The sequence below is a fragment of the Streptomyces sp. NRRL S-646 genome (assembly GCF_000720765.1).
GTDB lineage: Bacteria > Actinomycetota > Actinomycetes > Streptomycetales > Streptomycetaceae > Streptomyces.
Map to the genome: position 1 here is coordinate 341,185 of NZ_JODC01000013.1, position 23,276 is coordinate 364,460.

The window sequence follows — 23,276 nt, forward strand, 5'->3', positions numbered from 1 at the left end:
ATGACGAGCATCGGTGGTGCCGAGATGGTCGACTGGAATCTCGCGGTGGCGACCGCGACCCGACTCGTGCGGCCGGGCCCCGACGTGAGCCGTGACGAGGCCCGGGCCGTCGTCGCGGAACTGCGTCGGCATGCCAAGGCCTCGGAGGAACACGTCCGGGGCTTCACCCGTATGGGCACGGAGGAGACCCACGACACCCCGATCCTGGTCGTCGACCGCCCCGGCTGGGTCCGGGCGAACGTCGCAGGCTTCCGGGAGATCCTCAAACCGCTGCTGGAGAAGATGCAGGAGCGGCGCGGCAACTCCCCGGGCGGCGCGGTCCTCGGCGCCGTCGGCGGCAAGGTCACCGGCGTCGAGCTGGGCATGCTGCTGTCGTTCCTGGCCTCCCGCGTGCTGGGCCAGTACGAGACCTTCGCCCCGGCGACGCGTGAGCTCCCGGCCGGTGAGAACGGCGGCGGCCGGCTTCTGCTCGTGGCCCCGAACATCGTGCACGTGGAGCGCGAACTCGACGTACAGCCCCACGACTTCCGCCTCTGGGTCTGTCTGCACGAGGAGACGCACCGCACCCAGTTCAGCGCGGTGCCCTGGCTGCGCGACCACCTCGAGGGCGAAATCCAGTCGTTCTTGGGGGAGACCGATGTCGACCCCATGACCGTGCTGGAGCGCATCCGGGAGGCCGCCCAGTCGCTTGCCGGCGGGCGCCCCGAGGGCGAGGAGGACGACGGCGGGCGGTCCTTCGTCGAGATCGTGCAGACCCCGGCGCAGCGGGAGATCCTCGGCCGCCTCACCGCCGTGATGTCGCTCCTGGAGGGCCACGCCGACTTCGTGATGGACGGGGTGGGTCCGGCCGTCGTGCCGTCCGTCTCCGAGATCCGCGAGAAGTTCCAGCAGCGCCGCGCGAAGGGCGCCTCCCGACTGGACATGGCCCTGCGCAAGCTGCTGGGTCTGGATGCCAAACTCAGGCAGTACCGCGACGGCGAACGCTTCGTGCGAGCCGTCGTGGACCAGGTCGGCATGGACGGCTTCAACCGTGTGTGGACGTCCCCCAACACCCTGCCCACCAAGGCGGAGATCGCCAAACCGGCGGACTGGGTCGCGCGGGTGCACCGCAAGAGTGAGTCGTGAACCCCGTGGGAAGGTCGTGAAACGAATCCGGCCGACGGCAGGCGAACGCCCCTCCAATCACCCGTCCGAGGGACCGTGAGCCATGGGTAGGCGTGCGATGCTCGGGGAACGGCCCGGTTCTGTCACCATCTACACACTCTGAGTGACCGACCCCGGGCTCACCCCCCGAAAACTTCATGAAGGGAACCGGACATGGGTCCCCATCCTGCGGTCGCGGCGATACGCCTGGCGGTCCGCCACGTCCTCCACGACATCCTCAACGACCACCGGACCACCTCCGAGGCCCCCGTGCTCTCGGAACAGGCCCCGCACCGGCGCCCCTCGTCGCCGCTCGTGCTCGTGGCGTGCTCCGGCGGCGCCGACTCCATGGCCCTCGCCTCCGCCCTCGCCTTCGAGGCCCCCAAACTCGGCATCCGGGCCGGCGGCATCACCGTCGACCACGGGCTGCAGCCCGGCTCCGACCTACGCGCCGACGAAGTCGCCCTGCGGCTGCGCGAACTGGGGCTCGACCCCGTGGATTCCGTCGCCGTGACCGTGGGCCGCGAAGGGGGACCCGAAGCCGCCGCCCGCGACGCCCGGTACGCCGCACTCGACGGCGCGGCCGTCCGCCACGGCGCCGCCGCGATCCTCCTCGGGCACACCCGCGACGACCAGGCCGAAACCGTCCTGCTCGGCCTCGCCCGCGGCTCGGGCATCCGCTCCCTGTCCGGAATGGCCGCGGTCTCGGGGGCCGACGGCCGTTACCGCCGCCCCTTCCTCCAGCTCGACCGGCAGACCGCCCGCAAGGCCTGCATGGTCCAGTCGCTCCCCGTCTGGGACGACCCCCACAACGCGGACCCCGCGTACACCCGCTCCCGGCTGCGCCACGAAGGCCTGCCCGCCCTCGAGAAGGCGCTCGGCAAGGGCGTCGTCGAGGCGCTCGCCCGCACCGCTCAGCTCTCCCGCGACGACGCCGACGCCCTCGACGCCTGGGCCGGCCAGGCCGAGGCCTCCGTACGCGACGCCGCGGGCCTCCTGGAGTGCGCCAAGCTCTACGCCCTGCCGCCCGCCGTGCGCCGCCGCATCCTGCGCCGCGCGGCCATCGAGGCCGGGGCCCCCGCCGGTTCGCTGTTCGCCCGCCACATCGAGGAAGTCGACCGGCTGATCACCGGCTGGCGAGGCCAGGGAGCCATCAATCTCCCGGGCAAAGTCGTCGCCCAGCGCCAGGGTGGCAGACTGGTGATTCGGCAAGGCTGAAACCTTGCCCCCCTTTGGGGGGTGATGGGCGGCCGGTGGGACGACCGAAAGTGATGCGGGTGGACGCGAAAGACATGGGCACCGACCTCAAGCAGGTGCTCATCACCAAGGAAGAGATCGACGCGAAGCTGGTGGAGCTGGCCGCGAAGATCGACGCGGAGTACGCGGGCAAGGACCTGCTCATCGTCGGTGTCCTCAAGGGCGCGGTGATGGTCATGGCCGACCTCGCCCGGGCGCTGTCCACCCCGGTCACCATGGACTGGATGGCCGTGTCGTCGTACGGCGCGGGCACCCAGTCCTCCGGCGTGGTGCGGATCCTCAAGGACCTCGACACCGACATCAAGGGCAAGCACGTCCTCATCGTCGAGGACATCATCGACTCCGGCCTGACGCTGTCCTGGCTGCTGTCCAACCTGGGTTCGCGCGAGCCGGAGTCGCTCAAGGTGTGCACCCTGCTGCGCAAGCCGGACGCGGCCAAGGTCGCCATCGACGTGGAGTGGGTGGGCTTCGACATCCCGAACGAGTTCGTCGTGGGCTACGGCCTCGACTACGCCGAGAAGTACCGCAACCTCCCGTTCGTCGGTACGCTCGCGCCCCACGTCTACGGCGGCTGAGCCAGCAGGGCCGTCTTTGTAGGACGATCGGGAACCCCAGCGGGTTTCGCGCCGTTGGAGCATGCAGAGACGGGAACGACAGCCGTCCGAGCGGCTCCATGCGGCTTCGGGCCACAATGCTGGGGTACCGTCAGAAGAACTGTCTTATCAAACTCACTATGGCAGGAGGGACGGGGCGACACCGCTCCGTATGGATGGACGTGAAGCGATACTTCCGTGGGCCGGTCATGTGGATCGTGCTGGCCGTCCTTGCCGTGGTCGTGTTGATGCAGGTCGTCGGCTCGTCCGGCGGCTACAAGACGGTAGACACCGGCCAGGTCGTGGCAGCGATCAATGACAACAAGGTCGAATCAGCCAAGCTGACCACCGGCGACGAGCAGACCGTCAAGGTCCAGCTCAAGGACGGCGTAAAGGTCGAGGGCAGCTCTAAGATCCAGGCGAGCTACATCGGCGACCAGGGCGTCAACCTCGCCAACACGCTGCAGACCAAGTACCAGGACAAGCAGATCCCGGACGGCTATACGGTTTCGCCGTCCAAGCAGAACCCCTTCCTGGGCATCCTGCTCTCCCTGCTCCCCTTCGTCCTGATCGTGGTCGTCTTCCTGTTCCTGATGAATCAGATGCAGGGCGGCGGCTCCCGGGTCATGAACTTCGGGAAGTCCAAGGCCAAACTCATCACCAAGGACACCCCCAAGACGACGTTCTCGGACGTCGCGGGCTGTGACGAGGCCGTCGAGGAGCTCCACGAGATCAAGGAGTTCCTGCAGGAGCCGGCGAAGTTCCAGGCCGTCGGCGCCAAGATCCCCAAGGGCGTGCTGCTCTACGGCCGTCCCGGTACCGGCAAGACGCTCCTCGCGCGTGCCGTCGCCGGCGAGGCAGGGGTCCCCTTCTACTCGATCTCCGGTTCCGACTTCGTCGAGATGTTCGTCGGTGTCGGTGCCTCCCGGGTCCGTGACCTGTTCGAGCAGGCCAAGGCGAACGCCCCGGCGATCGTCTTCGTCGACGAGATCGACGCGGTCGGCCGCCACCGCGGCGCCGGCCTCGGCGGCGGTCACGACGAGCGCGAGCAGACGCTGAACCAGCTGCTCGTCGAGATGGACGGCTTCGACGTCAAGGGTGGTGTGATTCTCATCGCAGCCACCAACCGTCCGGACATCCTCGACCCGGCTCTTCTGCGGCCCGGCCGCTTCGACCGCCAGATCGCGGTCGACCCGCCGGACCTGCAGGGCCGCCTGGAGATCCTCAAGGTCCACCAGAAGGGCAAGCCGGTCGCTCCGGACGTCGACCTCGCGGCCGTCGCCCGCCGTACGCCGGGCTTCACGGGCGCCGACCTGAGCAACGTCCTCAACGAGGCCGCGCTGCTCACCGCCCGCAGCGACAAGAAGCTGATCGACAACTCCATGCTGGACGAGGCGATCGACCGCGTGGTCGCGGGCCCGCAGAAGCGGACCCGGATCATGTCGGACAAGGAGAAGAAGATCACCGCGTACCACGAGGGCGGTCACGCCCTGGTCGCGGCGGCCTCCCCGAACTCCGACCCGGTCCACAAGATCACGATCCTGTCGAGAGGCCGTGCCCTCGGCTACACGATGGTCCTTCCGGACGAGGACAAGTACTCCACGACCCGCAACGAGATGCTGGACCAGCTGGCCTACATGCTGGGCGGCCGTGCGGCCGAGGAGCTCGTCTTCCACGACCCGACCACGGGCGCCGCGAACGACATCGAGAAGGCCACCGCCACGGCCCGCGCGATGGTCACGCAGTACGGCATGACCGAGCGGCTCGGCGCCATCAAGTTCGGCGGCGACAACACCGAGCCGTTCCTCGGACGTGAGATGGCTCACCAGCGCGACTACTCGGAAGAGGTCGCTGCTCTGGTGGACGAGGAAGTCAAGAAGCTCATCGAGAACGCGCACAACGAGGCCTGGGAGATCCTGGTCGAGAACCGCGACGTCCTCGACAACCTCGTCCTGCAGCTGCTGGAGAAGGAGACGCTGGGCAAGGAGGAGATCGCCGAGATCTTCTCCGCCATCGTCAAGCGCCCGGCCAGGCCCGCCTGGACCGGCTCCTCCCGCCGCACGCCGTCCACCCGCCCGCCGGTGCTCTCCCCGAAGGAGCTGGCACTGACGAACGGCGCCAACGGCGCGACCCCGGCGATCAGCACCGTCAAGTCGACGGCGACGGAATCCGCCCCGGCGATCGAGACGGCCCCGGAAGACCGCCCGGAGAGCTGACCATCGCTCTCCCGGCGGCCACGTCGGCCCGGAATGAATGCCGCGCCCCCCAGGTTCTAGCCTGGGGGGCGCGGCATTTCAGCCATGTCGCAGATGAGGCGCGTGGCCCACACGCGTGACCCGCACAGGAACGAGGCACCACATGACCGACCCCGTGACGCTGGACGGCGAGGGCTCGATCGGCGAGTTCGACGAGAAGCGCGCCGAGAACGCCGTACGCGAACTGCTGATCGCGGTCGGCGAGGACCCGGACCGGGAGGGCCTGCGGGAGACGCCGGCGCGGGTGGCGCGGGCGTACCGGGAGATATTCGCGGGTCTGTGGCAGAAGCCCGAGGACGTGCTGACGACGACGTTCGACCTGGGGCACGACGAGATGGTCCTGGTGAAGGACATCGAGGTGCTCAGCTCCTGTGAGCACCACCTCGTCCCCTTCGTCGGGGTCGCCCATGTCGGATACATCCCGTCCACCGACGGCAAGATCACGGGGCTGTCGAAGCTGGCCCGGCTCGTGGACGTCTACGCCCGGCGCCCGCAGGTGCAGGAACGACTCACCACGCAGATCGCCGACTCGCTGATGAAGATCCTGGAGCCGCGCGGGGTGATCGTCGTTGTCGAGTGTGAGCACATGTGCATGTCGATGAGAGGTGTCCGGAAGCCCGGGGCGAAGACCATAACCTCGGCCGTGCGTGGTCAGTTGCGCGATCCTGCCACCCGTAATGAGGCAATGAGCCTGATCATGGCGCGATAACCCGCAGCCACCGCCTCGACCTCTACGCCGGCTTCCTGGCCAACGGGCACCTCGCCCGCCGGCCCTGGTAGCAAACTCAGACCGCCGACGCCGCCCCGTTGTTGTTCTCGTCGTCCTCCGGGAGCCTGCACACGCGCTCCAGGAAGATGGCCGCCGCTATGACCGCGATGCCCGCCACGACCGAGAAGCCGGCGTAGATGGCCTGGTCGCGGCGGGCGGGGATGTCGAGTTGCTCCAGCAGGAAGACGCCCGTGCCGCCGTACATGCCGGCGACGAGGGCGGCGACCAGGGCGCTGGCCTGGCCGAAGACGACCGCGCGGGCCGCCATCAGCGGGTCGACGCCCTTGGCCTCGGGGCGGCGCTCGCGCTGGGCCTTGAAACGGCCGCGCAGCGAGAGCGCCGTGGCCAGCAGGACCACCGCGATCAGGGCGAGGACGATGGGGGCGGCGAGCGGGACGCTCGGGAGGGTCCCGATCGAGTTCCAGAGGCGGGCGCCCGCCCAGGACAGGATTCCGGCTACGACGAAAACGCCGACCAGCACCCTGATGCGCAGCTCTCTCACGGTGTCCCTTCAGCTCCCCCGGGCCCTGCGGGCCGTGGTCGTCCCGACCTTGCCGTCCTGACCTTAACGACTACTCGGGCAGGTGGAGTTCCAGGTCCTTGCGCGGTGTCACGCCCTCGCGGGTGACGGCGTCGAGGAGAGCGGCGACCGCGCCGCGGCCCGGCAGGTGCGCCTCCGGTTCCATGTCGTGCCAGGGGGCGAGGACGAAGGCACGCTCGTGGGCGCGCGGATGGGGCAGCGTGAGGTGCGGGTCGTCGTCGATGAGGTCCGCGTACGCCACGATGTCGACGTCGAGAGTGCGCGCGCCCCAGCGCTCGTCCCGTACCCGGTGGAAGGCCTCCTCGACCGCGTGCGCCCGCTCCAGCAGCGAGGACGGCGGCAGGGTGGTCTTCAGGACGACGACCGCGTTGAAGTACGAGGGCTGGCTGCCGGGCTCGACGCCCCACGGCTCCGTCTCGTACACCGGAGAGACGGCCTTGATGCGGACGCCCGGGGTGTCCTCCAGGGCGTCGATGGCGCCCTGGAGGGTCTCCAGGCGGTTGCCGAGGTTGGCGCCGAGGGAGATCACGGCCCGTTTCGGGTTCTGGAGGGTCGTGTCGGCGGCGTCGACCTGCTCGACGACGGAGGCGGGCACCGGCTGGACGGTCGGGTCGACGGGACCCTGCGTGAAGGACGCGGTCATACTCGGCTCCGGGTGATGGTGACGGTCACGTCGTCGAAGGGGACCGTGATCGGCGCGTCCGGTTTGTGGACGCAGACCTCGACTTCCTGGACCCCGTCGTGCTTCAGACAGGCCTGGGCGATGCGCTCGGCGAGCGTCTCGATGAGGTCGACGGGCTCGCCCTCGACGACGGCCACGACCTCCTCCGCCACGATGCCGTAGTGCACGGTCTTCGCCAGGTCGTCGTCGGCGGCGGCCGGGCGCGTGTCCAGGCCGAGGACGAGGTCCACGATGAAGGTCTGGCCCTCCTCGCGCTCCTTGGGGAACACCCCGTGGTGCCCACGGGCCTTGAGGCCGCGCAGCGCGACACGATCCACGCGAATCACTCCTGCAATCGTCGGTGACGGCCGGTCACTGCCGTGTGCGGGCGGCACACCGGCCTCGAACGAATCTACCTGCGGGCACTGACAGGACCGGGCCACGGGGGCGTGGCCCATGCCGGGACCAGGAGGGTTCATCGCGTGTTTCCCCTGGGGAACCCGGCGGCTCACGGGTTGGTAGCCGCCCCTACCCAGGGGTCCGTGATTCCAACCACTTCTTGGTCCTCAAGGGGGCGCCTACCCACTCAGGAGGGTGTGTCGCCGTCCTCGTCCTCGTCGTTTTCGGTCATCACGGGCGAGGCGTGGTGGGACCAGAGCTTCCAGCCTGCCGGGGTGCGGTGGAACACGTTGGTGGCGACCACCAGCTGCCCGACGAGCGGACCGAGTTCCTCGCTGCCCTTGGGGGCGGGGCCGCCGCTGAGGATGTTCTCGGTGCAGGTCACCAGGGCGGTGTCGCCCGTGACGGAGACATGCACGTCGGTGAGGAAGAACTGGATGTAGTCGGTGTTCGCCATGATCAGCGCATACGACCTCAGGACCTCGCCGCGGCCGGTGAGCGCCGGCCAGCCGGGGTGCACGCACGAGATCACACCGGTGTCGGCCGGGTCGTGGTACTCCTCGTCGACCTCCAGATCGGACGGGGCGAGCCAGAGCGCGGACAGGCCCTCGAAGTCGCCGCGCTCCATGGCCTCGTAGAAGGCCGTGTTGGCGGCTTCGACCTGCTCGACGTCGGTGTGGGGGGCGCTCACCGGGCTCCTTCGGCAGCGCGCGCGCCCTCCACGGCGCGCGCGACCCGTACGGCGTCCGCCGTAGCGCGCACCTCGTGCACGCGCACCGCCCATGCGCCGGCGTGCGCGGCGAGTGCGGAGACGGCGGCCGTGGCGGCGTCGCGCTCGCGCGCGGGCGGGGGCGCGCCCTCCGGTCCGGCCAGGACGCGGCCGAGGAACCGCTTGCGGGAGGCGGCGACGAGCAGGGGGTGGCCGAGGCCGAGCAGCCGGTCCAGGTGGGCGAGCAGGACCAGGTCGTGCTCGGCGTCCTTGGAGAAGCCGAGGCCGGGGTCGACGACGACGCGGTCGGGGGCGATGCCGCCGGCCAGGACGGCCTCCACGCGTGCGTGCAGTTCGTCGGCGACCTCGGTGACGACGTCCCCGTACACGCCCTTGACGTTGCCGCCCTCCAGGAAGCCGCGCCAGTGCATGACGACGAAGGGGGCGCCGGCGGCTGCCACCACCGGGATCATCGCCGGGTCGGCGAGGCCGCCGCTGACGTCGTTGACGAGGGCGGCGCCGGCGGCGAGGGCCCGTTCGGCCACGGAGGCGCGCATGGTGTCGACGGAGACGGTGGCGCCCTCGGAGGCGAGGCCGCGGACGACGGGGATGACGCGCTTGAGCTCCTCGGCCTCGTCGACGCGGGTGGCGCCGGGCCGGGTGGACTCGCCGCCGACGTCGACCAGGTCCGCGCCCTCGGCGACCAGGTCGAGGCCGTGTTTGACGGCGCTCGTGGTGTCGAAGAAGCGGCCGCCGTCGGAGAAGGAGTCGGGCGTGACGTTCACCACCCCCATGACCGCGCAGCGGTCCCACTCCGGAAGGCCCGCGACGCGCCCGCGTCCGCTCTGCTTGCTCATACGTTCAGCGTAGGCCCCGGCCGTGGCCGGGAGACGCCACGGCCCGGACGGAAGCCCCCTGTAGGAGGGGAGTTTCCGTCCGGGCCTGTTCTTCTCACAGCGTCCGGCGTCCGGTGTCCCGGTCAGGCGGTCATGCCGCGCGTACGTCGCGCTCCGCGACGGCGTGCGTGCACACGCGCGGGGCGGGCCTGCGGCGGCGCAGGAAGCGCGGCAGCGGCAGGGCGAGGTTGACGAAGCCCTCCGCCTGCATGGCGGCGAAGCCGATGCGCGGCAGGTCGGCCGATGCCCGGTAGACGACGAAACGGGGCTCCCAGCGCGGCTGGAACTTCGCGTTGAACTTGTACAGGGACTCGATCTGGAACCAGCGGGAGAGGAAGACCAGCAGCCCGCGCCAGGCGCGCAGCACCGGGCCCGCGCCGATCTTCTCGCCACGCGCGAGTGCCGAGCGGAACATCGCGAAGTTGAGCGACATGCGCGTGATGCCGAGTTTCGGTGCCGCCTGGAGGGCCGCGACGATGAGCAGTTCGTTCATGCCGGGGTCGGCCGAACGGTCGCGGCGCATCAGATCGAGGGAGGCGCCGTCGGTGCCCCAGGGGACGAAGTGCAGGATCGCCTTCAGGTCGCCGTACTCGCCGGGCTGGTCGTCCGCCTTGTGGGCGGTGGCGATCAGGCAGTCGCCGTCGGCGGCGTCGCCGATGCGGCCCAGCGCCATGGAGAACCCGCGCTCGGTGTCGGTGCCGCGCCAGTCCTCGGCGGCGTTGCGGATCCGCTCCAGCTCCGCCTCACCGAGGTCACGTACACGTCGTACCCGGGTTTCGTAACCGGCGCGCTCGATGCGCTTGACCATCTGGCGCACGTTGCGCATCGCGCGGCCGGCGAGGGAGAAATCCGCTACGTCCACCACCGCCTCGTCGCCCAGTTCCAGGGCGTCGAGGCCGGTCTCGCGGGTCCACACCTCGCCTCCCGTCTCCGAGCAGCCCATGACGGCCGGGGTCCAGGAGTGCGCGCGCGCCTCGTCCATGAAGCGCTCGATGGCGCCGGGCCAGGCCTCGACGTCGCCGATGGGGTCGCCGCTGGCGAGCATCACGCCGGACACGACGCGGTACGTCACCGCCGCCTTGCCGCTGGGCGAGAAGACGACCGCCTTGTCGCGGCGCAGCGCGAAGTGGCCGAGGGAGTCGCGGCGGCCGTGCTTCTCCAGGAGGGCGCGCAGCCGGGTCTCGTCCTCCTCCGTCAGACGCGCGGCCGGGTGTTCGGGCCGGAAGGCGAGGTAGATCGTGGTGACCGCCGTCAGCAGGCCGAGCGCGCCCAGTGAGAAGCCGACGGTCCAGGAGGTGTTGCCCTGGTAGTCGACCGGGCCCTCGAAGCCGAACAGGCCGTAGAGGACATGGGTGATGCGATCGGCCAGGCTCGGGTCGCCGACGAGGGTCTTCGGGTGGGCGCTGACGATGACCAGCCCCAGGGCGAGGGAACCGGCGCCCATGAGGACGAAGTTCGCGAGCGCACGCCACCTGCTGCGCGGATCGGGAAGCGCTCGGAACTGATCACGGTGTCGCAGCAGCGGTGCGAGCAGCGCCAGCGAGATGATCACTCCGATGATGGAGTGCCGGTATGTGAACTGCGCCACCGCGCCCGCCGGCAGCAGCGCCACCGCGGCGCGCCACGCCCGGCGTTTGCCGCGCCTCAGGCCGTGTGCGAGCAGCAGCAGCAGGATGCCGGCGCTGAGCGAGAGCGCGGCCGCGAACGGGCCGAACGACCCGGGCAGCACTTCGGCGATCGTGTGCATACGGCTGTGCCTGAAGCGCGGGAAGACGCCCGCGGCGATGTCCAGAGCGCCCACGAGTGCGCAGGCTCTGGCGACGAGGACGGGGACGGCCTCGGGGCGCGGACCACGGAATACGCGCCGCGCGCTGCGTGATCGGGTGGGAACCCCACCCGACATTTCCTCATCTGTCCTGACAGACATCGCATCCCGTAGTTCTGCGAGAGACCTTGGATCCGGGCCCGATTCGGGCATCCGGCGACATTGCGCCCTCTAGGACGGTGTCTCGGGGAGCAAGGTTCCAACCTCTCCTCAAAGCCGGTCCAAAGGCCGAGGAAAGTCCCGGACAAGCTCTCGCGAAGGTATGCGGGATCCGGGTGGAAACCGCAGGCAGGAAGCAGGTCATGGGTCTTACGAGCAACAAAGTGCTGCTGCTGGCAGTGATGTTCGCCGTACTGCTGTTCGTGGGCACGGTGTGGCTGTGGCCCCGCCTGGCACGGCGCAACTGGCGGGCCGTCAGCGGACGCGTCGGGCTGCTGTTCGGCACCCAGCTCGCCCTCTTCCTGTCGGTCGGCCTCGCCGCCAACCAGGCCTTCGGGTTCTACGCCAGCTGGGCGGACCTGTTCGGCCAGGAGAAGGCCCAGGGTGTGGTCGTGAACCACACGGCGCTCGGAGGCTCCGGCGGCCCGCTGCAGGTGATCGACACGGCACGCGTACGTGGAGCCGGCGGTTCCCAGCCGCAGGCCGGCGGTCAGATCCAGAAGGTCGACATCGTCGGCCGTACGACGAACATCGCCACGCCCGCGTATGTGTATCTGCCGCCGGAGTACTTCCAGCCGCAGTACCGCACGCGTACGTTCCCCGCCGCCGTCGTCCTCACCGGATATCCGGGCACCGCGCAGGCGCTCGTGGACAAACTGCACTATCCGAGTACGGCCCAGGGCCTTGCGAAGAACGGCCGTATGCAGCCGATGATCCTGGTGATGCTGCGGCCGACGGTGGCGCCGCCGCGGGACACGGAATGCGTGGACATCCCGGGCGGTCCGAAGACGGAGACGTTCTTCGCCAAGGACCTGCCCGATGCCGTACTCGCGCACTACCGAGTGGGCAAAAAGCCGGGCAGCTGGGGCATCATCGGCGATTCCACGGGCGGCTACTGCGCGCTGAAGCTCGCCATGCACCACCCCCGGGTGTATGCCGCAGCGGCGGGTCTGTCGCCGTACTACAAGGCGCCGATCGACCCCACCACGGGCGATCTCTTCCACGGTGACAAGCGGCTGCGCAACCGCGCGGACCTGTGGTGGTGCATCAAGCACCTGCCTTCCCCGGACACTTCACTGCTCGTCACCAGCAGCAAGATCGGGGAATCCAACTACAAGGCGACACTGAAGTTCATAGAGGGTGTGCGGGCCACGAACCTGACGCGGATCTCGTCGATCATCCTTGACAGCGGCGGCCACAACTTCAACACCTGGCGGCGGGAGATTCCCGCGACGCTGCAGTGGATCAGCGGGCGGCTGAGCGACCGGTGACCAGGGTTCCCAGAGGTGATGATCTTGCTGAATTCGGCAAAGGCCTATTCCTGATGCCCTGTGAACGTTTCGGTATGGCTGTGTTTTTGCGGGGCGGGGCACCAACACTCGCCTACGCGCGGTAAGTTTCTGGCCATGCCACGTGGACGTCACCGCCATTCCCCGCCCTTGCACAGACTGCTGCCACCGTCGGCGATCGCAGGCGTCTCTTTCGTCTGTGCCTTCGGTCCGTGGGTGTTCTCACAACAGGCCGTGCTCCGTGTGATAGCCGCGGCCGCCGCGGCGACGGCGGTCGTCGGTGCGGCCGTCATGCGCCGTTGGGACACCCAGGCCGGCAAGCAGGTCGCCGATCTCACGCGCGCGCGTGCGAGCGACGAGTGGCGGCACGAGGAGCGGGTCGCCGAGCTGGAGACCGACCTCGAGGAGTCGCGCGAGCTGCGCGCCAAGCTGGAGCAGCGGCTGCGCGCGAAGCGCGCCGAACTGGCGGGACTGCGCAACGAACACGCGGCGCTGCTGCGGCGGTACGCCACCGCCGAGACCGAGCGTGCGAGCGCCCTGGAGGGCCGCCGCCTGCTCGAGATAGAGGCCGGGGCACCGGCCCGTGCGCTGCCGCCCGTGCCGGTGGCCGACGCGGCGGCTGCGGAGACGGATCCCCTGGTGGAGGAGACCGAGGCTGTGGCTGCCTCGGCGGACCTCTCCGAGGGCATCGCCGACGAGCCGGCGGCGCCGGCGATCTTCTCCCCGGAGGGCTCCAAGCTGTTCCTGCGGGCGAAGGTGGCACTGACGAAGTTCGACGAGGACGGTGACGGTTCTCCGAAGGACGACGGCGGCCCGGACGGTGAAGCGGACTCGCAGGACGCCGCTGGCGCCGAGGCCGAGGACGACACCGACCCCGAGGACGACGATTTCCCCAAGGGCGGCGGCTCCCCCAAGGGTGACGAGCCTTCAAAGGACGTCCTGCCGAAGGGCGAGCCAGTGACGGTGAAGGCCGGTTCGGACCCGGCGGCAGCTCAGTCGACCGAGCCCGCCGCCGCCGAGCCCGCCGCCACCGCGACCGAGGTCGCCACCGGTGAGGCCGAGGCCGCGGCCCAGGAGGATGAGTCGCAGGGGCAGCCCCAGGCGGTCGACGGGCATGAGCGCGCGGCCGCCACCACTTTGGCCAGGCACGTCCCGGGCGCCCAGCCCGTGCAGCAGCCCGCCGGTCACTTCGTCGCACCGACCGCGGTGGCCGTCGTACCGGCCGCGCCCGTGCGGCGTCCGACGGTCGAGGGCGGATTCGACTTCTTCGGTACGAAGGCGGAGGGGGCGCAGGACGCCCTGCAGGCCGTGCAGAACGAGGACCTCGCCGATGTGGTCGGCCAGGAGGCGCTCGCCGTCCACAAGGCCGAGGCGGAGGCGGGGTTCAAGCCTGCCGACGAGGCGGCCTCCGGTGTCGGCCAGGTCATCGACCTGACGGCGCACGACGAGACCGAGCAGATCGACGTGCAGGGGCTGCGGAGCGCGGTTTCCTGAGACCTTCGGTCTCCTGACGGCCCCGGGCGGTTTCGGACGGCCCGGGGCTCTCGCTTGCCCGGGATCCTCGCTTCCCGGGCTTCCGGATTCCCGGGCGCCGGCTTTCGCGGCGCCGCCGGGTCATCGCCCTACGGCGCCATCCACCGGTCCGGCAGCGCGTCCCGCCGTCCCGTCCGTGACCGCTCGGCCTGCCCCCGCAGCAGCTCCGCCGCCTCCTGGGCGTCCCTCAGCCGGGCCGTCACGGTCTTGTCGGCTCCCGTGTCCACATGTACGTCGGCGAGCCGCCACAGCCGCTTCCAGGGCCCCTGGACCAGCCGCACGCTCTGCACCTTCGCGTGCGGTACGAGCGCCAGGCTCCGACGCAGCAGGCCGTGCCGGGCCGCGAACACCGTGTCGGTGACGGCGATTTGCCGGCCCCGCCACCACATCGGCACACACCGCCCGGCCCGCCGAGGCGGCCGGGACAGCTCCTCGGCCGACGGCACGGTCACCCCGGGCAGCACGCGCGCGACGACCGACTCGGCGACCGCCCGCGGAGCGACCGGCACCAGCACGGAGTTGGACGAACCGGCCACATCCAGCTCCACCCGCACCCAGCCGAGCCGCCGCCACAGCAGCGGCTCCACGATCCGCACGGTCTGCACCCGGCCGGGTGGCACCGTCTCGTGCGTGCGGTCGAGGAGGCCGTGGTCGATGCGCAGCCCGTCCGGTGACTCGCCCACCGTCCAGTCGTACTCGCCGACGAACCGCCCCGCGCTGCTCGCGCCCGCCGCGCCCAGCAGCGGCACGCCGGTCGCGAGGACCGTCCACACGCTGTGGGTGGCCAGCCAGAGCACCGGCGGGACGACGAGCGCGGCCGCCAGGGAGCACCAGGTGGCGCCCGTCAGCAGGACGGAGATCGCGAGGTCGCGCGGCGGCGTGCGCAGCAGCTCGCGCACCGGCGCCTCGCCGACTTCGTGCGCCGTCTCGGGCGCGAACCCGGCGGCGCGTGCAAGCAGTTCGGCGCGGAGCGCACGCGCCTCGCGCTCCCCCAGGAAGGAGAGCTCGTCCTTCTTGTCCGTGCCGACGACGTCGAGTTTGAGCTTGGCGACGCCCGCCACGCGCGCGAGGAGCGGCTGGGTGATGTCGACGGCCTGGATGCGTTCCAGCCGGATGTGCGCGGTGCGCCGGAACAGCAGACCGGTCCGTATCCGCAGCTCGGTCTCGGTCACCGCGAAGTGCGTGAACCACCAGGTCAAAAAGCCGTACAGGGAGGCGGCCGGGACCAGGACGGCGAGCGCTGCCAGGAGGGTGGTGGTCGTCAGCCTGGTCAGCTGCTGCTGCGCCTGGTCGGGATCGTGCATGGCCCACCCGATGACCACGGCCACCGGCGCCCAGGCCCGCCTCAGGGGCGTCACGGGGTGCAGCCGCCGCTCGGTGACGGGTTCCTTCGCGGCTACGGCGTCGTCGACGCCCGGCGCGGTCACAGACCCGCCGATCGGGCCTCGCCGAGCTCGGTGAGCCGGTCGCGCAGCCGCTCCGCCTCGGCCGGGTCCAGGCCCGGGATGGTCGCGTCGGTCGCCGCGGCCGCCGTGTGCAGCTGCACGCTGGCGAGCCCGAAGTGCCGCTCGACGGGCCCCGAGGTCACCTCGACCAGCTGCATCCGCCCGTACGGCACGACGGTCTCCTCACGCCACAGCACACCCCGGCTGATCAGCAGGTCGTCGGCCCGCTCGGCGTACCGCCAGGAGCGCCAGTTGCGGCCGAGCAGCACCCAGCCCCAGGCCGCCAGTGCGAGCGGCAGCAGTGCGAAGGCCGCCCAGACGGGCCCGGCGAACAGCCCGAGCAGCAGACCCAGGGCGAGGGCCAGCAGCCCCAGCCACACCACCAGCAGCAGCCGGCGCATCCGCAGCAGACCGGGCGGCAGCCCGATCCACACCGGTTCCGCCGACTCGTCCCCCGTCGTCCCCGTGCTCTGCGGGCTCCCCGTCTCCATAGGGCCAGCGTACGTAGGAGAGACTGGGTCCATGACTCCTACGACGGAGACCATGGTCGGTATCGGCGGCGCCGCGGAGAGCACCGACATGGTGCTCAACATCGGACCGCAGCACCCGTCCACGCACGGCGTGCTGCGGCTGCGTCTGGTGCTGGACGGCGAGCGCATCGTGCACGCGGAGCCGGTCATCGGGTACATGCACCGCGGCGCGGAGAAGCTCTTCGAGGCGCGCGACTACCGCCAGATCATCATGCTCGCCAACCGCCACGACTGGCTGTCGGCCTTCTCGAACGAGCTCGGTGTGGTCCTCGCGGTGGAGCGGATGCTCGGCATGGAGGTGCCGACGCGCGCGGTGTGGACGCGCACGCTGCTCGCCGAGCTCAACAGGGTGCTCAACCATCTGATGTTCCTGGGCTCGTACCCGCTGGAACTCGGCGGCATCACCCCGGTCTTCTACGCCTTCCGGGAGCGCGAGGTCCTCCAGAACGTCATGGAGGAGGTCTCCGGCGGCCGCATGCACTACATGTTCAACCGCGTCGGCGGCCTCAAGGAGGACCTGCCGGCGGGCTGGGCGGCACGCGCGCGTGCCGCCGTCGCCTCCGTGCGCTCGCGCATGGACGTGTACGAAGACCTGGTGCTCGGCAACGAGATCTTCCGGGGGCGCACGCGCGGCGTGGGCGCGCTGGCGCCCGAGACCGTGCACGCCTACGGCGTGAGCGGGCCGATCGCGCGCGCCTCGGGCGTCGATTTCGACCTGCGCCGCGACGAGCCGTATCTCGCGTACGGCGAGCTGCAGGACACCCTGAAGGTCGTCACCCGGCAGGAGGGCGACTGTCTCGCCCGCTTCGAGGTGCTCCTGGAGCAGACCCATGTCGCCCTCGACCTCGCCGACGCCTGCCTCGACCGGCTCGCCGAGCTGCCGCCGGGGCCGATCAACCAGCGGCTCCCCAAGGTCCTGAAGGCGCCCGAGGGGCACACGTACGCGTGGACCGAGAACCCGCTCGGGATCAACGGCTACTACCTCGTCAGCAAGGGCGAGAAGACCCCGTACCGGCTGAAGCTGCGCTCGGCCTCGTACAACAACATCCAGGCGCTCGTGGAACTCCTGCCGGGAACGCTGGTCGCGGACATGGTGGCGATCCTGGGGTCGCTGTTCTTCGTGGTCGGGGACATCGACAAGTAGCGGGCCGGGCAGCCGTGGCTGCGCGGTCAGCCGAGGAGTGCGTCCGGAATTCCCACCGGCTGCAGCAGCCAGCCGAAGTCGCCGAGGCCGCCCGGTGCGGTGAGTTCGGCGGCTTCACCGGCGCTCGCGAGGGCTCGTACGTATGCGGCGGGCTGGGTGGACGCGAGTGAAAGCGGGGGGCGTGCGCCTGCGATGCCCAGGGCGCGCAAGGCATCGCGCTGCGGCAGGAGGCGCGGGCTGGAGAATGCCCGCGCCGTGCCGTGCGCCGCGCACGCGTCCAGGGCGACATGTGCCGTGATGTCGCACGACCCGTCCGGCACGGGCGCCGTCTCGCGCCCGGCGCGGAAGCCGGTGAGGGTGCCGAACGGGGGGCGCGCATCCAGGGTGTGCGCGTAGTCGACGGCGACCGCGAGCCCCCGGTCGAGTGAGGAGACCGCGGCCGCCCAGGCCTCGTCCCGGGGGAGCCCGATCTCGGCCCGCAGCCCCTCCTCGGCCGGCAGCGGCCACCACCGGGCGAGCCACTCCGCTTCCGCACCGCCGACCGGTTCCCCGAGCCGTTCGGTCCCGTCCTGCCGGACGAGCACCCGCCGCGGTACGCCCGCCGAGTCCACCTCGGCGACGTCCAGCGGCACGTTGTCCAGCCACTCGTTGGCGAACAGCAGCCCGGTGACCTGCTGTGGCGGCTCGGTGAGCCACTCGATCCGGTCGTCGAGGCCCGCCGGGCGATCGGCGATCTCGACGGCGTACGCACGCGTGCGTGCCGCCACCTCGGCGGGCAGTGCGGTCAGCACGCCGCCGACCAGCTCACCCCGGCCCGCCGCCATGTCGACGAAGGCCAGCGCGCCGGGCCGGTCCAGAGCCTCGTCGACCCTGCACAGCAGCCGGGCCACGGCCTCGGCGAACAGGGGGGACGCGTGCACGGACGTACGGAAGTGGCCGGCCGGACCCTCCGGCCTGCGATAGAAGCCGCCCGGCCCGTACAGCGCGGCCTCGGCCGCCGCCCGCCAGCCCTGCCACCGGCCCGATGTCACTTCCGTCACCGGGACAGGCTAAGCGCGCAGGAGAGGGGGGCCTCCACCTTGGGGAGTATGTGCGCCGGGCGCGGATCGGTCCTCCGGTTGACCCCTGCACGCATCTGGCTTCCCTACGCTGGGTTACGTGCAGCGCCTCTATGACTTCCTCCGCAGACACCCGACAGGGGTCGACACCTTCTGGGCCGTCTTCCTGTTCGGGATCTCGCTGCTGAGCGGAACCGCCAGTTCGGCGGTCCGGGGCACCGACTCCCCGGCGCTGATCGTTCCGATCGCGTTTCTGCTGTGCCTGGTGATCGCGCTGCGCCGGCGCATGCCGGAGAAGATGCTGCTGCTGACGATCGGGCTCGGCGTGGCGCAGCTGGTGCTGAACGTCCAGACGATGGCCGCCGACTTCGCCATGCTGGTGATCGTCTACACAGTGGCCGCGACATCTCCCCGATGGGCCTCCTGGCTCGCGCTGGCCGTGGGGCTGTGTGCGGCGCCGATGGCGCAGATGCGCTGGCCGCTGGACGGGAGCGCCCTGGGCAATGCCGCGAAGGCGGTCTTCCTGACCGTGCCTTTCGCGCTCGCCTGGGTGCTCGGGGACTCCATCCGCACCCGCCGCGCCTACTTCGCGCAGCTGGAGGAGCGCGCCGCCCGGCTGGAGAAGGAGCGGGAGGCGCAGTCCAAGGTCGCGGTCGCGGCCGAACGCGCCCGGATCGCCCGCGAGTTGCACGACGTCGTCGCGCACAACGTGTCGGTGATGGTGGTGCAGGCCGACGGCGCCGCCTATGTCCTGGACGCCGCGCCCGACCAGGCCAAGAAGGCCCTGGAGACCATCTCCTCCACCGGCCGCCAGGCCCTCGCCGAGATGCGCCGCCTGCTTGGCGTGCTGCGCACCGGCGAGCACCAGGAGGTCGGCGAGTACGTTCCGCAGCCCGACGTCGACCAGATCGACGAGCTGATCGAGCAGTGCCGCACCTCCGGCCTGCCCGTCGACTTCAAGGTCGAGGGCACCCCGCGCCCGCTGCCCAGCGGCGTCGAGCTCACCGCGTACCGCATCGTGCAGGAGGCGCTGACCAACACGCGCAAGCACGGCGGGCCGAACGCGGGCGCCAGCGTGCGGCTGGTCTACTTCGACGACGGCCTCGGCCTGCTCGTCGAGGACGACGGCAAGGGCGCCCCGCACGAGCTGTATGAGGAGGGCGGCGCCGACGGACAGGGCCACGGCCTGATCGGCATGCGCGAACGGGTCGGTATGGTCGGCGGCACCCTGGACGCGGGGCCGCGCCCCGGCGGCGGATTCCGGATCAGTGCGCTGCTCCCGCTGAAACCCGCACACTGACGCCTACGTACGTCCCGCGTTGACACCTGTCACGATCCGCAGACAGCAACCCCGCAAACGGAAACCGCCGCAACGGAAGAGAACGGAAGAGGTCCCGATGACGATCCGCGTGATGCTCGTCGACGACCAGGTGCTGCTGCGCACCGGGTTCCGGATGGTGCTCGCCGCCCAGCCGGACATGGAGGTCGTCGCGGAGGCGGGGGACGGCGTCGAGGCCCTCCAGGTGCTGCGCTCGACCGCCGTCGACGTGGTGCTCATGGACGTCCGCATGCCGAAGCTGGACGGCGTGGAGACCACCCGCCGCATCTGCTCGGAGCCCGAGCCGCCGAAGGTGCTGATCCTGACCACCTTCGACCTCGACGAGTACGCCTTCTCGGGGCTGAAGGCGGGCGCCTCCGGCTTCATGCTCAAGGACGTGCCGCCGGGCGAACTCCTGACCGCCATCCGCTCCGTGCACAGCGGCGACGCGGTGGTTGCCCCGTCGACCACGCGCCGTCTGCTCGACCGGTTCGCGCCGATGCTGCCGAGCGTCGGGAAGGAGCCCCGGCACAAGGAGCTGGAGCGGCTCACCGAACGCGAGCGCGAGGTCATGATCCTGGTCGCGCAGGGCCTGTCCAACGGCGAGATCGCGGCCCGGCTGGTGCTGTCCGAGGCGACCGTGAAGACCCATGTGGGCCGCATCCTGACCAAGTTGGGGCTCCGGGACCGGGTGCAGGTGGTGGTCCTGGCGTACGAGACGGGTCTGGTGCGCGCGGGCGGGCACGGCTGACGGCCCGTACGGGCCCCAGGGCCTCTCGTTTGGATCAGCTCGGCGTCGCGGGGTCTGGCACGGACTCCCCCACTGCCTTAAGGGCGTGGGGGGACGCCCAGCGGCGTTGTCGTCGGTTGCCGACTCCCCCACTCTCGGCTTCGCTCGAGCGGGGGGACCCCCATGACCCCGCTCGGGGCGGCTTCAAGGCACCGTTCCCTACAGCCGACCTGATCCAAACGACAGGCCCTAGCGGAGTATCCCTTCCAGGAAGTCGCTGCCGAGCCGGGCCACCACCGCTATGTCCAGCTGGTGCTGGACGTACCGGCCGCGGCGGCGCGTGGTGACCAGGCCCGCCTTCTTCAGGACGCTCAGGTGCCGGGATATCTCCGGGGCCGTCATGCCCTGCGTCTGCGCCAGCTCGCTCGTGGTGTAGGCGCTGCGGGCCAGATAGCGGCAGATGCGCATCCGGACGGGGTGGGACAGGGCCGTCATGCGCAGGGCCAGCTGCTCGACGGAGGGCGGAGCGGCGAGTTCGGGGGAGCCGACCGGGTAGTGCAGCACCGGCTGCCAGCCGTGCCGGTACAGGACGGACAGGTGGGGCCAGCCGAAGCTGGTCGGTACGAGGAGGAGGCCGCCGTCCAGCGTGGCCGTACGGCCGACGCTCAGTTTGTCGACCGTGATCCGTTCGGCCGCCACGTCCAGCGTGATCACCGGGGACACCGCGGCCAGCGCTTCCGCCAGGCCCTTGCGGCGCAGGAGGTCGGTCTTGTGGCGGGCGTCCGCCGTGAGCTGGTGGCGCAGCCGGGACCAGGCCTCCGCGAAGAACGCCTCGTCGCAGTCCTGGAGGAACTGGCGCAGCCAGCCCCGGATCCTGGGCGGATCGGTCAGCAGCAGCTCGCTGAACCGCACCTGCCCCGGCCCCCGCGCGGCGGCCAGCTCCAGGGCGCGTCGGCGCAGCCCGGCGTCGACGAGGGGGCTCGGCCCGTCGCCGTAGGGCATCGCGCAGCTGAACTCCAGGGCCGCGTCCACGAACTGCTCGTCCGTCAGCTTGTCCAGCAGGTCCAGCTCCTCGGCGAGCGTGGCCCCGGGGAGTGCGGCGCCGCCCGGGATGCCCGCGTACGGCAGGAACAGGTCCGAGAACGTCGTCCGCCACAGGAAGTCGGCCTCGCACATCCGGTCGGCGAGGTGGGAGTCGAGCCGGGCCGTCACCCCCGTCACCCAGCCCTGCAGGCCGGGATGGTGCCCCGGCTCGGACAGCGCGTGCAGCGCCATGCCGAGCTCGGCCAGGGGTGAGGGGACGACGGCGACCCTCTCCGGCCGCAGCCCCGTGATGTCGATGTGCACGCTCATGACCTCATGGTGCACCCCGCCACTGACAACGCCGGCGCCGATTGACGGCGGCCGTCAATCGACGCGACTTCACGGCCGATGCGGCGCAGCCTGGGAGCACCGGGGCAGCCGCGGAGCCCACGAATTCCCGTCTCCACGTCCCGCGAAGGCGAACAGACATGAGCATCACGCAGCAGTACCTCCTCGACACCTACCGGGCCCGGAAGCTGGGCGAGCCGGACCCGCCCGCGCCCGGGGCCGAGGACTGGCAGGTCGTCCGTGAGGTGCGCGACCACCGGCAGTTCCGTGCGGTCGTCGCCGGGCGTCCGGCCCACGGGCGGATACGGCAGGCCCTGGGCCGGTGGCTGCATCTGCGACGGCGCTCTACTTGCTGAAGTCCCCCGCCGTAAGGCCCGCTTACGCCTTGCCGGCCTCCTCGGTGAGCCGGGACACGAACCCGGCGACCGCCGTCTTCACGTCGTCGGCCGTCCACTCCAGGCCCGCGGCCCGGACGTACACCTCGGTGACGGCCAGACCCGGGCCCTTCGGGTCCCAGGCGTCCGCGAACAGGAGGGTGCCCGTCTCCTCTGCGTGCCGGACGGCGGCCTCCGCGAGGACGTCGGGGTCGTACGGCAGCCAGACCTGGAACTCGTTGGTGTGCGGCACCTCGGGGTGGACGCGCATCCAGGGCACCCCGGCCGCCGCGAACCCCTCGCGCAGCGCATCGGCCACCACGCGCGCGTGGGCGACGTACCCGGGCAGCCGGGGCAGCTCGCGCTCCAGCCCGGCGAGGGCCGACAGCACCGTCGGGAACTGCTGGAAGATCTGGCCGCCGTAGCGGTGCCGCCAGGTCTTCGCCTCGTCGACCAGGGTCTTCGGGCCCGCCAGTGCGGCGCCGCCGAAACCGTCGAGGGACTTGTAGAAGGACACATAGACGCTGTCCGCGAGGTCCGCGATCTCGTCCAGGGGGCGGCCGAAGTGGAGGGTGGACTCCCAAAGGCGTGCGCCGTCGAAGTGCACGACTGCGTCCCTTTCGCGGGCGGCCGCCACGACCTCGGTGAGTTCCTCCCAGGACGGCAGCACGAAACCGGCGTCCCTGAGGGGCAGTTCGAGCATCAACGCCCCGAAGGGCTCCTCGAAGTCGCGTACCTCGTCGGCGGTCGGCAGCTTGGGCCCGCTCGTCACCCGGACCGGACGCAACCCGCTGACCTGGCTGAACGCGTTCCGCTCGTGCACCTCGGGGTGGGCCAGGGCGTGCAGGGCGACGGTGGGGTTGCCGGTGCGGCCCGCCCAGCAGCGCAGCGCCACCTGCTGGGCCATCGTGCCCGTCGGGAAGAACGCGGCGGCCTCCTTGCCGAGCAGTCCGGTGACCTTCTCCTCCAGGGCCTCGACGACGCCGTTGCCGTACATGTCCGCCGGCTCGTCCAGGTCGTACAGATCCTGCGCGCCGTCCAGCAGCGCCAGGCGCCCCGGAGCGTGCCGAGGAAACCGGGGCGTGCGAGGACGCGCTCCGCGCTCCGGTGTGCGCCGATGCGTCGCTTGCGGCGTCGCTTGCGCCGCTCTTCGTCTGATATCTGGTCTTCGTCCGATGTCGGGTCGGAGTGCCGCTCGACCTGCTGCGCCGCATCGCTCATGCCTCGGATCATGCCTGGCGCGGGTCCGGGCGAGCACTCGGATTTCCACAGGCTTT

General features: G+C 70.9%; 21 protein-coding genes and 1 pseudogene. 11 read left to right on the forward strand and 11 right to left on the reverse strand.

The features are described 5' to 3' along the window. The 5 genes from IH68_RS0133760 (at nt 1) to folE (ending at nt 5,957) form a co-directional block, all read left to right on the forward strand. Nucleotides 1-1,125 (forward strand): zinc-dependent metalloprotease, encoded by a 1,125-nt coding sequence (locus IH68_RS0133760; RefSeq protein WP_030942587.1) that lies wholly within the window; start codon nt 1-3, stop codon nt 1,123-1,125. A gap of 192 nt (nt 1,126-1,317) precedes the next feature. After that, the gene (gene tilS / locus IH68_RS0133765) at nt 1,318-2,361 is read left to right on the forward strand and encodes a tRNA lysidine(34) synthetase TilS (RefSeq protein ID WP_030942588.1); all 1,044 of its coding nucleotides are present in this window, start codon (nt 1,318-1,320) and stop codon (nt 2,359-2,361) included. Between the two features lie 53 nt (nt 2,362-2,414). Continuing rightward, nucleotides 2,415-2,975 carry a hypoxanthine phosphoribosyltransferase gene (gene hpt, locus IH68_RS0133770; protein ID WP_030942590.1) on the forward strand — a complete coding sequence of 187 codons (561 nt, stop codon included), beginning with the start codon at nt 2,415-2,417 and terminating at the stop codon, nt 2,973-2,975. Nucleotides 2,976-3,169: 194 nt separating this feature from the next. Then, entirely contained in the window at nt 3,170-5,209 is a 2,040-nt protein-coding gene (ftsH, locus tag IH68_RS0133775) for an ATP-dependent zinc metalloprotease FtsH (RefSeq protein ID WP_030942592.1), read from the forward strand. Between the two features lie 142 nt (nt 5,210-5,351). Further along, entirely contained in the window at nt 5,352-5,957 is a 606-nt protein-coding gene (folE, locus tag IH68_RS0133780) for a GTP cyclohydrolase I FolE (RefSeq protein WP_030942595.1), read from the forward strand. Between the two features lie 76 nt (nt 5,958-6,033). Here the strand turns inward: folE and IH68_RS0133785 are convergent, their stop codons facing one another. The 6 genes from IH68_RS0133785 to IH68_RS0133810 form a co-directional block, all read right to left on the reverse strand. After that, nucleotides 6,034-6,519, reverse strand: coding sequence for a DUF3180 domain-containing protein (locus IH68_RS0133785; RefSeq protein WP_030942597.1), 486 nt, complete (start codon nt 6,517-6,519; stop codon nt 6,034-6,036). Nucleotides 6,520-6,589: 70 nt separating this feature from the next. Continuing rightward, on the reverse strand, nt 6,590-7,201 hold the full coding sequence (gene folK / locus IH68_RS0133790; RefSeq protein ID WP_030942599.1) for a 2-amino-4-hydroxy-6-hydroxymethyldihydropteridine diphosphokinase: 612 nt from the start codon (nt 7,199-7,201) through the stop codon (nt 6,590-6,592). Beyond that, on the reverse strand, nt 7,198-7,557 hold the full coding sequence (folB, locus tag IH68_RS0133795; RefSeq protein ID WP_030942601.1) for a dihydroneopterin aldolase: 360 nt from the start codon (nt 7,555-7,557) through the stop codon (nt 7,198-7,200). Before folB ends, folK begins: the two co-directional genes overlap by 4 nt. 248 nt (nt 7,558-7,805) lie before the next feature. Then, nucleotides 7,806-8,309 carry a nuclear transport factor 2 family protein gene (locus IH68_RS0133800; RefSeq protein ID WP_030942602.1) on the reverse strand — a complete coding sequence of 168 codons (504 nt, stop codon included), beginning with the start codon at nt 8,307-8,309 and terminating at the stop codon, nt 7,806-7,808. After that, nucleotides 8,306-9,184, reverse strand: a complete 879-nt coding sequence (gene folP, locus IH68_RS0133805; protein ID WP_030942605.1) for a dihydropteroate synthase — start codon at nt 9,182-9,184, stop codon at nt 8,306-8,308. The genes IH68_RS0133800 and folP overlap by 4 nt, the downstream gene beginning before the upstream one ends. A 130-nt stretch (nt 9,185-9,314) precedes the next feature. Then, nucleotides 9,315-11,126 (reverse strand): phosphatidylglycerol lysyltransferase domain-containing protein, encoded by a 1,812-nt coding sequence (locus IH68_RS0133810; RefSeq protein WP_030942607.1) that lies wholly within the window; start codon nt 11,124-11,126, stop codon nt 9,315-9,317. A 224-nt stretch (nt 11,127-11,350) separates the two neighbouring features. On the opposite strand from IH68_RS0133810, the gene IH68_RS0133815 reads away from it, so the two are divergent. Together IH68_RS0133815 and IH68_RS0133820 are read left to right on the forward strand one after the other, a co-directional pair. Continuing rightward, nucleotides 11,351-12,478, forward strand: a complete 1,128-nt coding sequence (locus IH68_RS0133815) for an alpha/beta hydrolase (RefSeq protein ID WP_030942610.1) — start codon at nt 11,351-11,353, stop codon at nt 12,476-12,478. Between the two features lie 135 nt (nt 12,479-12,613). Further along, complete coding sequence (locus IH68_RS0133820) at nt 12,614-13,990, forward strand: hypothetical protein (protein ID WP_199931961.1); 1,377 nt, start codon at nt 12,614-12,616, stop codon at nt 13,988-13,990. Nucleotides 13,991-14,118: 128 nt separating this feature from the next. Here IH68_RS0133820 and IH68_RS0133825 read toward each other — a convergent pair whose 3' ends face one another. Then, nucleotides 14,119-15,456 carry a PH domain-containing protein gene (locus tag IH68_RS0133825; protein ID WP_030942614.1) on the reverse strand — a complete coding sequence of 446 codons (1,338 nt, stop codon included), beginning with the start codon at nt 15,454-15,456 and terminating at the stop codon, nt 14,119-14,121. Next, nucleotides 15,453-15,965, reverse strand: a complete 513-nt coding sequence (locus tag IH68_RS0133830) for a PH domain-containing protein (RefSeq protein ID WP_030942616.1) — start codon at nt 15,963-15,965, stop codon at nt 15,453-15,455. Before IH68_RS0133830 ends, IH68_RS0133825 begins: the two co-directional genes overlap by 4 nt. 31 nt (nt 15,966-15,996) lie before the next feature. Between IH68_RS0133830 and IH68_RS0133835 the strand changes: the two genes are divergently transcribed. Continuing rightward, complete coding sequence (locus IH68_RS0133835; protein WP_030942618.1) at nt 15,997-17,148, forward strand: NADH-quinone oxidoreductase subunit D; 1,152 nt, start codon at nt 15,997-15,999, stop codon at nt 17,146-17,148. Nucleotides 17,149-17,174: 26 nt separating this feature from the next. Here IH68_RS0133835 and IH68_RS0133840 read toward each other — a convergent pair whose 3' ends face one another. Beyond that, entirely contained in the window at nt 17,175-18,188 is a 1,014-nt protein-coding gene (locus IH68_RS0133840; protein ID WP_030942620.1) for an SAM-dependent methyltransferase, read from the reverse strand. Nucleotides 18,189-18,306: 118 nt separating this feature from the next. Between IH68_RS0133840 and IH68_RS0133845 the strand changes: the two genes are divergently transcribed. Both IH68_RS0133845 and IH68_RS0133850 read left to right on the forward strand, forming a co-directional pair. Then, nucleotides 18,307-19,506, forward strand: coding sequence for a sensor histidine kinase (locus IH68_RS0133845; RefSeq protein WP_030942622.1), 1,200 nt, complete (start codon nt 18,307-18,309; stop codon nt 19,504-19,506). Nucleotides 19,507-19,603: 97 nt separating this feature from the next. Beyond that, nucleotides 19,604-20,275, forward strand: coding sequence for a response regulator transcription factor (locus IH68_RS0133850; RefSeq protein WP_030942624.1), 672 nt, complete (start codon nt 19,604-19,606; stop codon nt 20,273-20,275). Nucleotides 20,276-20,503: 228 nt separating this feature from the next. Here the strand turns inward: IH68_RS0133850 and IH68_RS0133855 are convergent, their stop codons facing one another. Beyond that, nucleotides 20,504-21,607, reverse strand: a complete 1,104-nt coding sequence (locus IH68_RS0133855) for a DUF5937 family protein (protein WP_030942625.1) — start codon at nt 21,605-21,607, stop codon at nt 20,504-20,506. A gap of 158 nt (nt 21,608-21,765) precedes the next feature. Between IH68_RS0133855 and IH68_RS0133860 the strand changes: the two genes are divergently transcribed. Further along, on the forward strand, nt 21,766-21,981 hold the full coding sequence (locus IH68_RS0133860; protein WP_030942627.1) for a hypothetical protein: 216 nt from the start codon (nt 21,766-21,768) through the stop codon (nt 21,979-21,981). A 22-nt stretch (nt 21,982-22,003) separates the two neighbouring features. On the opposite strand, the pseudogene IH68_RS50450 reads toward IH68_RS0133860, so the two are convergent. Continuing rightward, a pseudogene (locus tag IH68_RS50450) lies at nt 22,004-23,220 on the reverse strand (threonine aldolase family protein). Nucleotides 23,221-23,276: the final 56 nt, after the last annotated feature.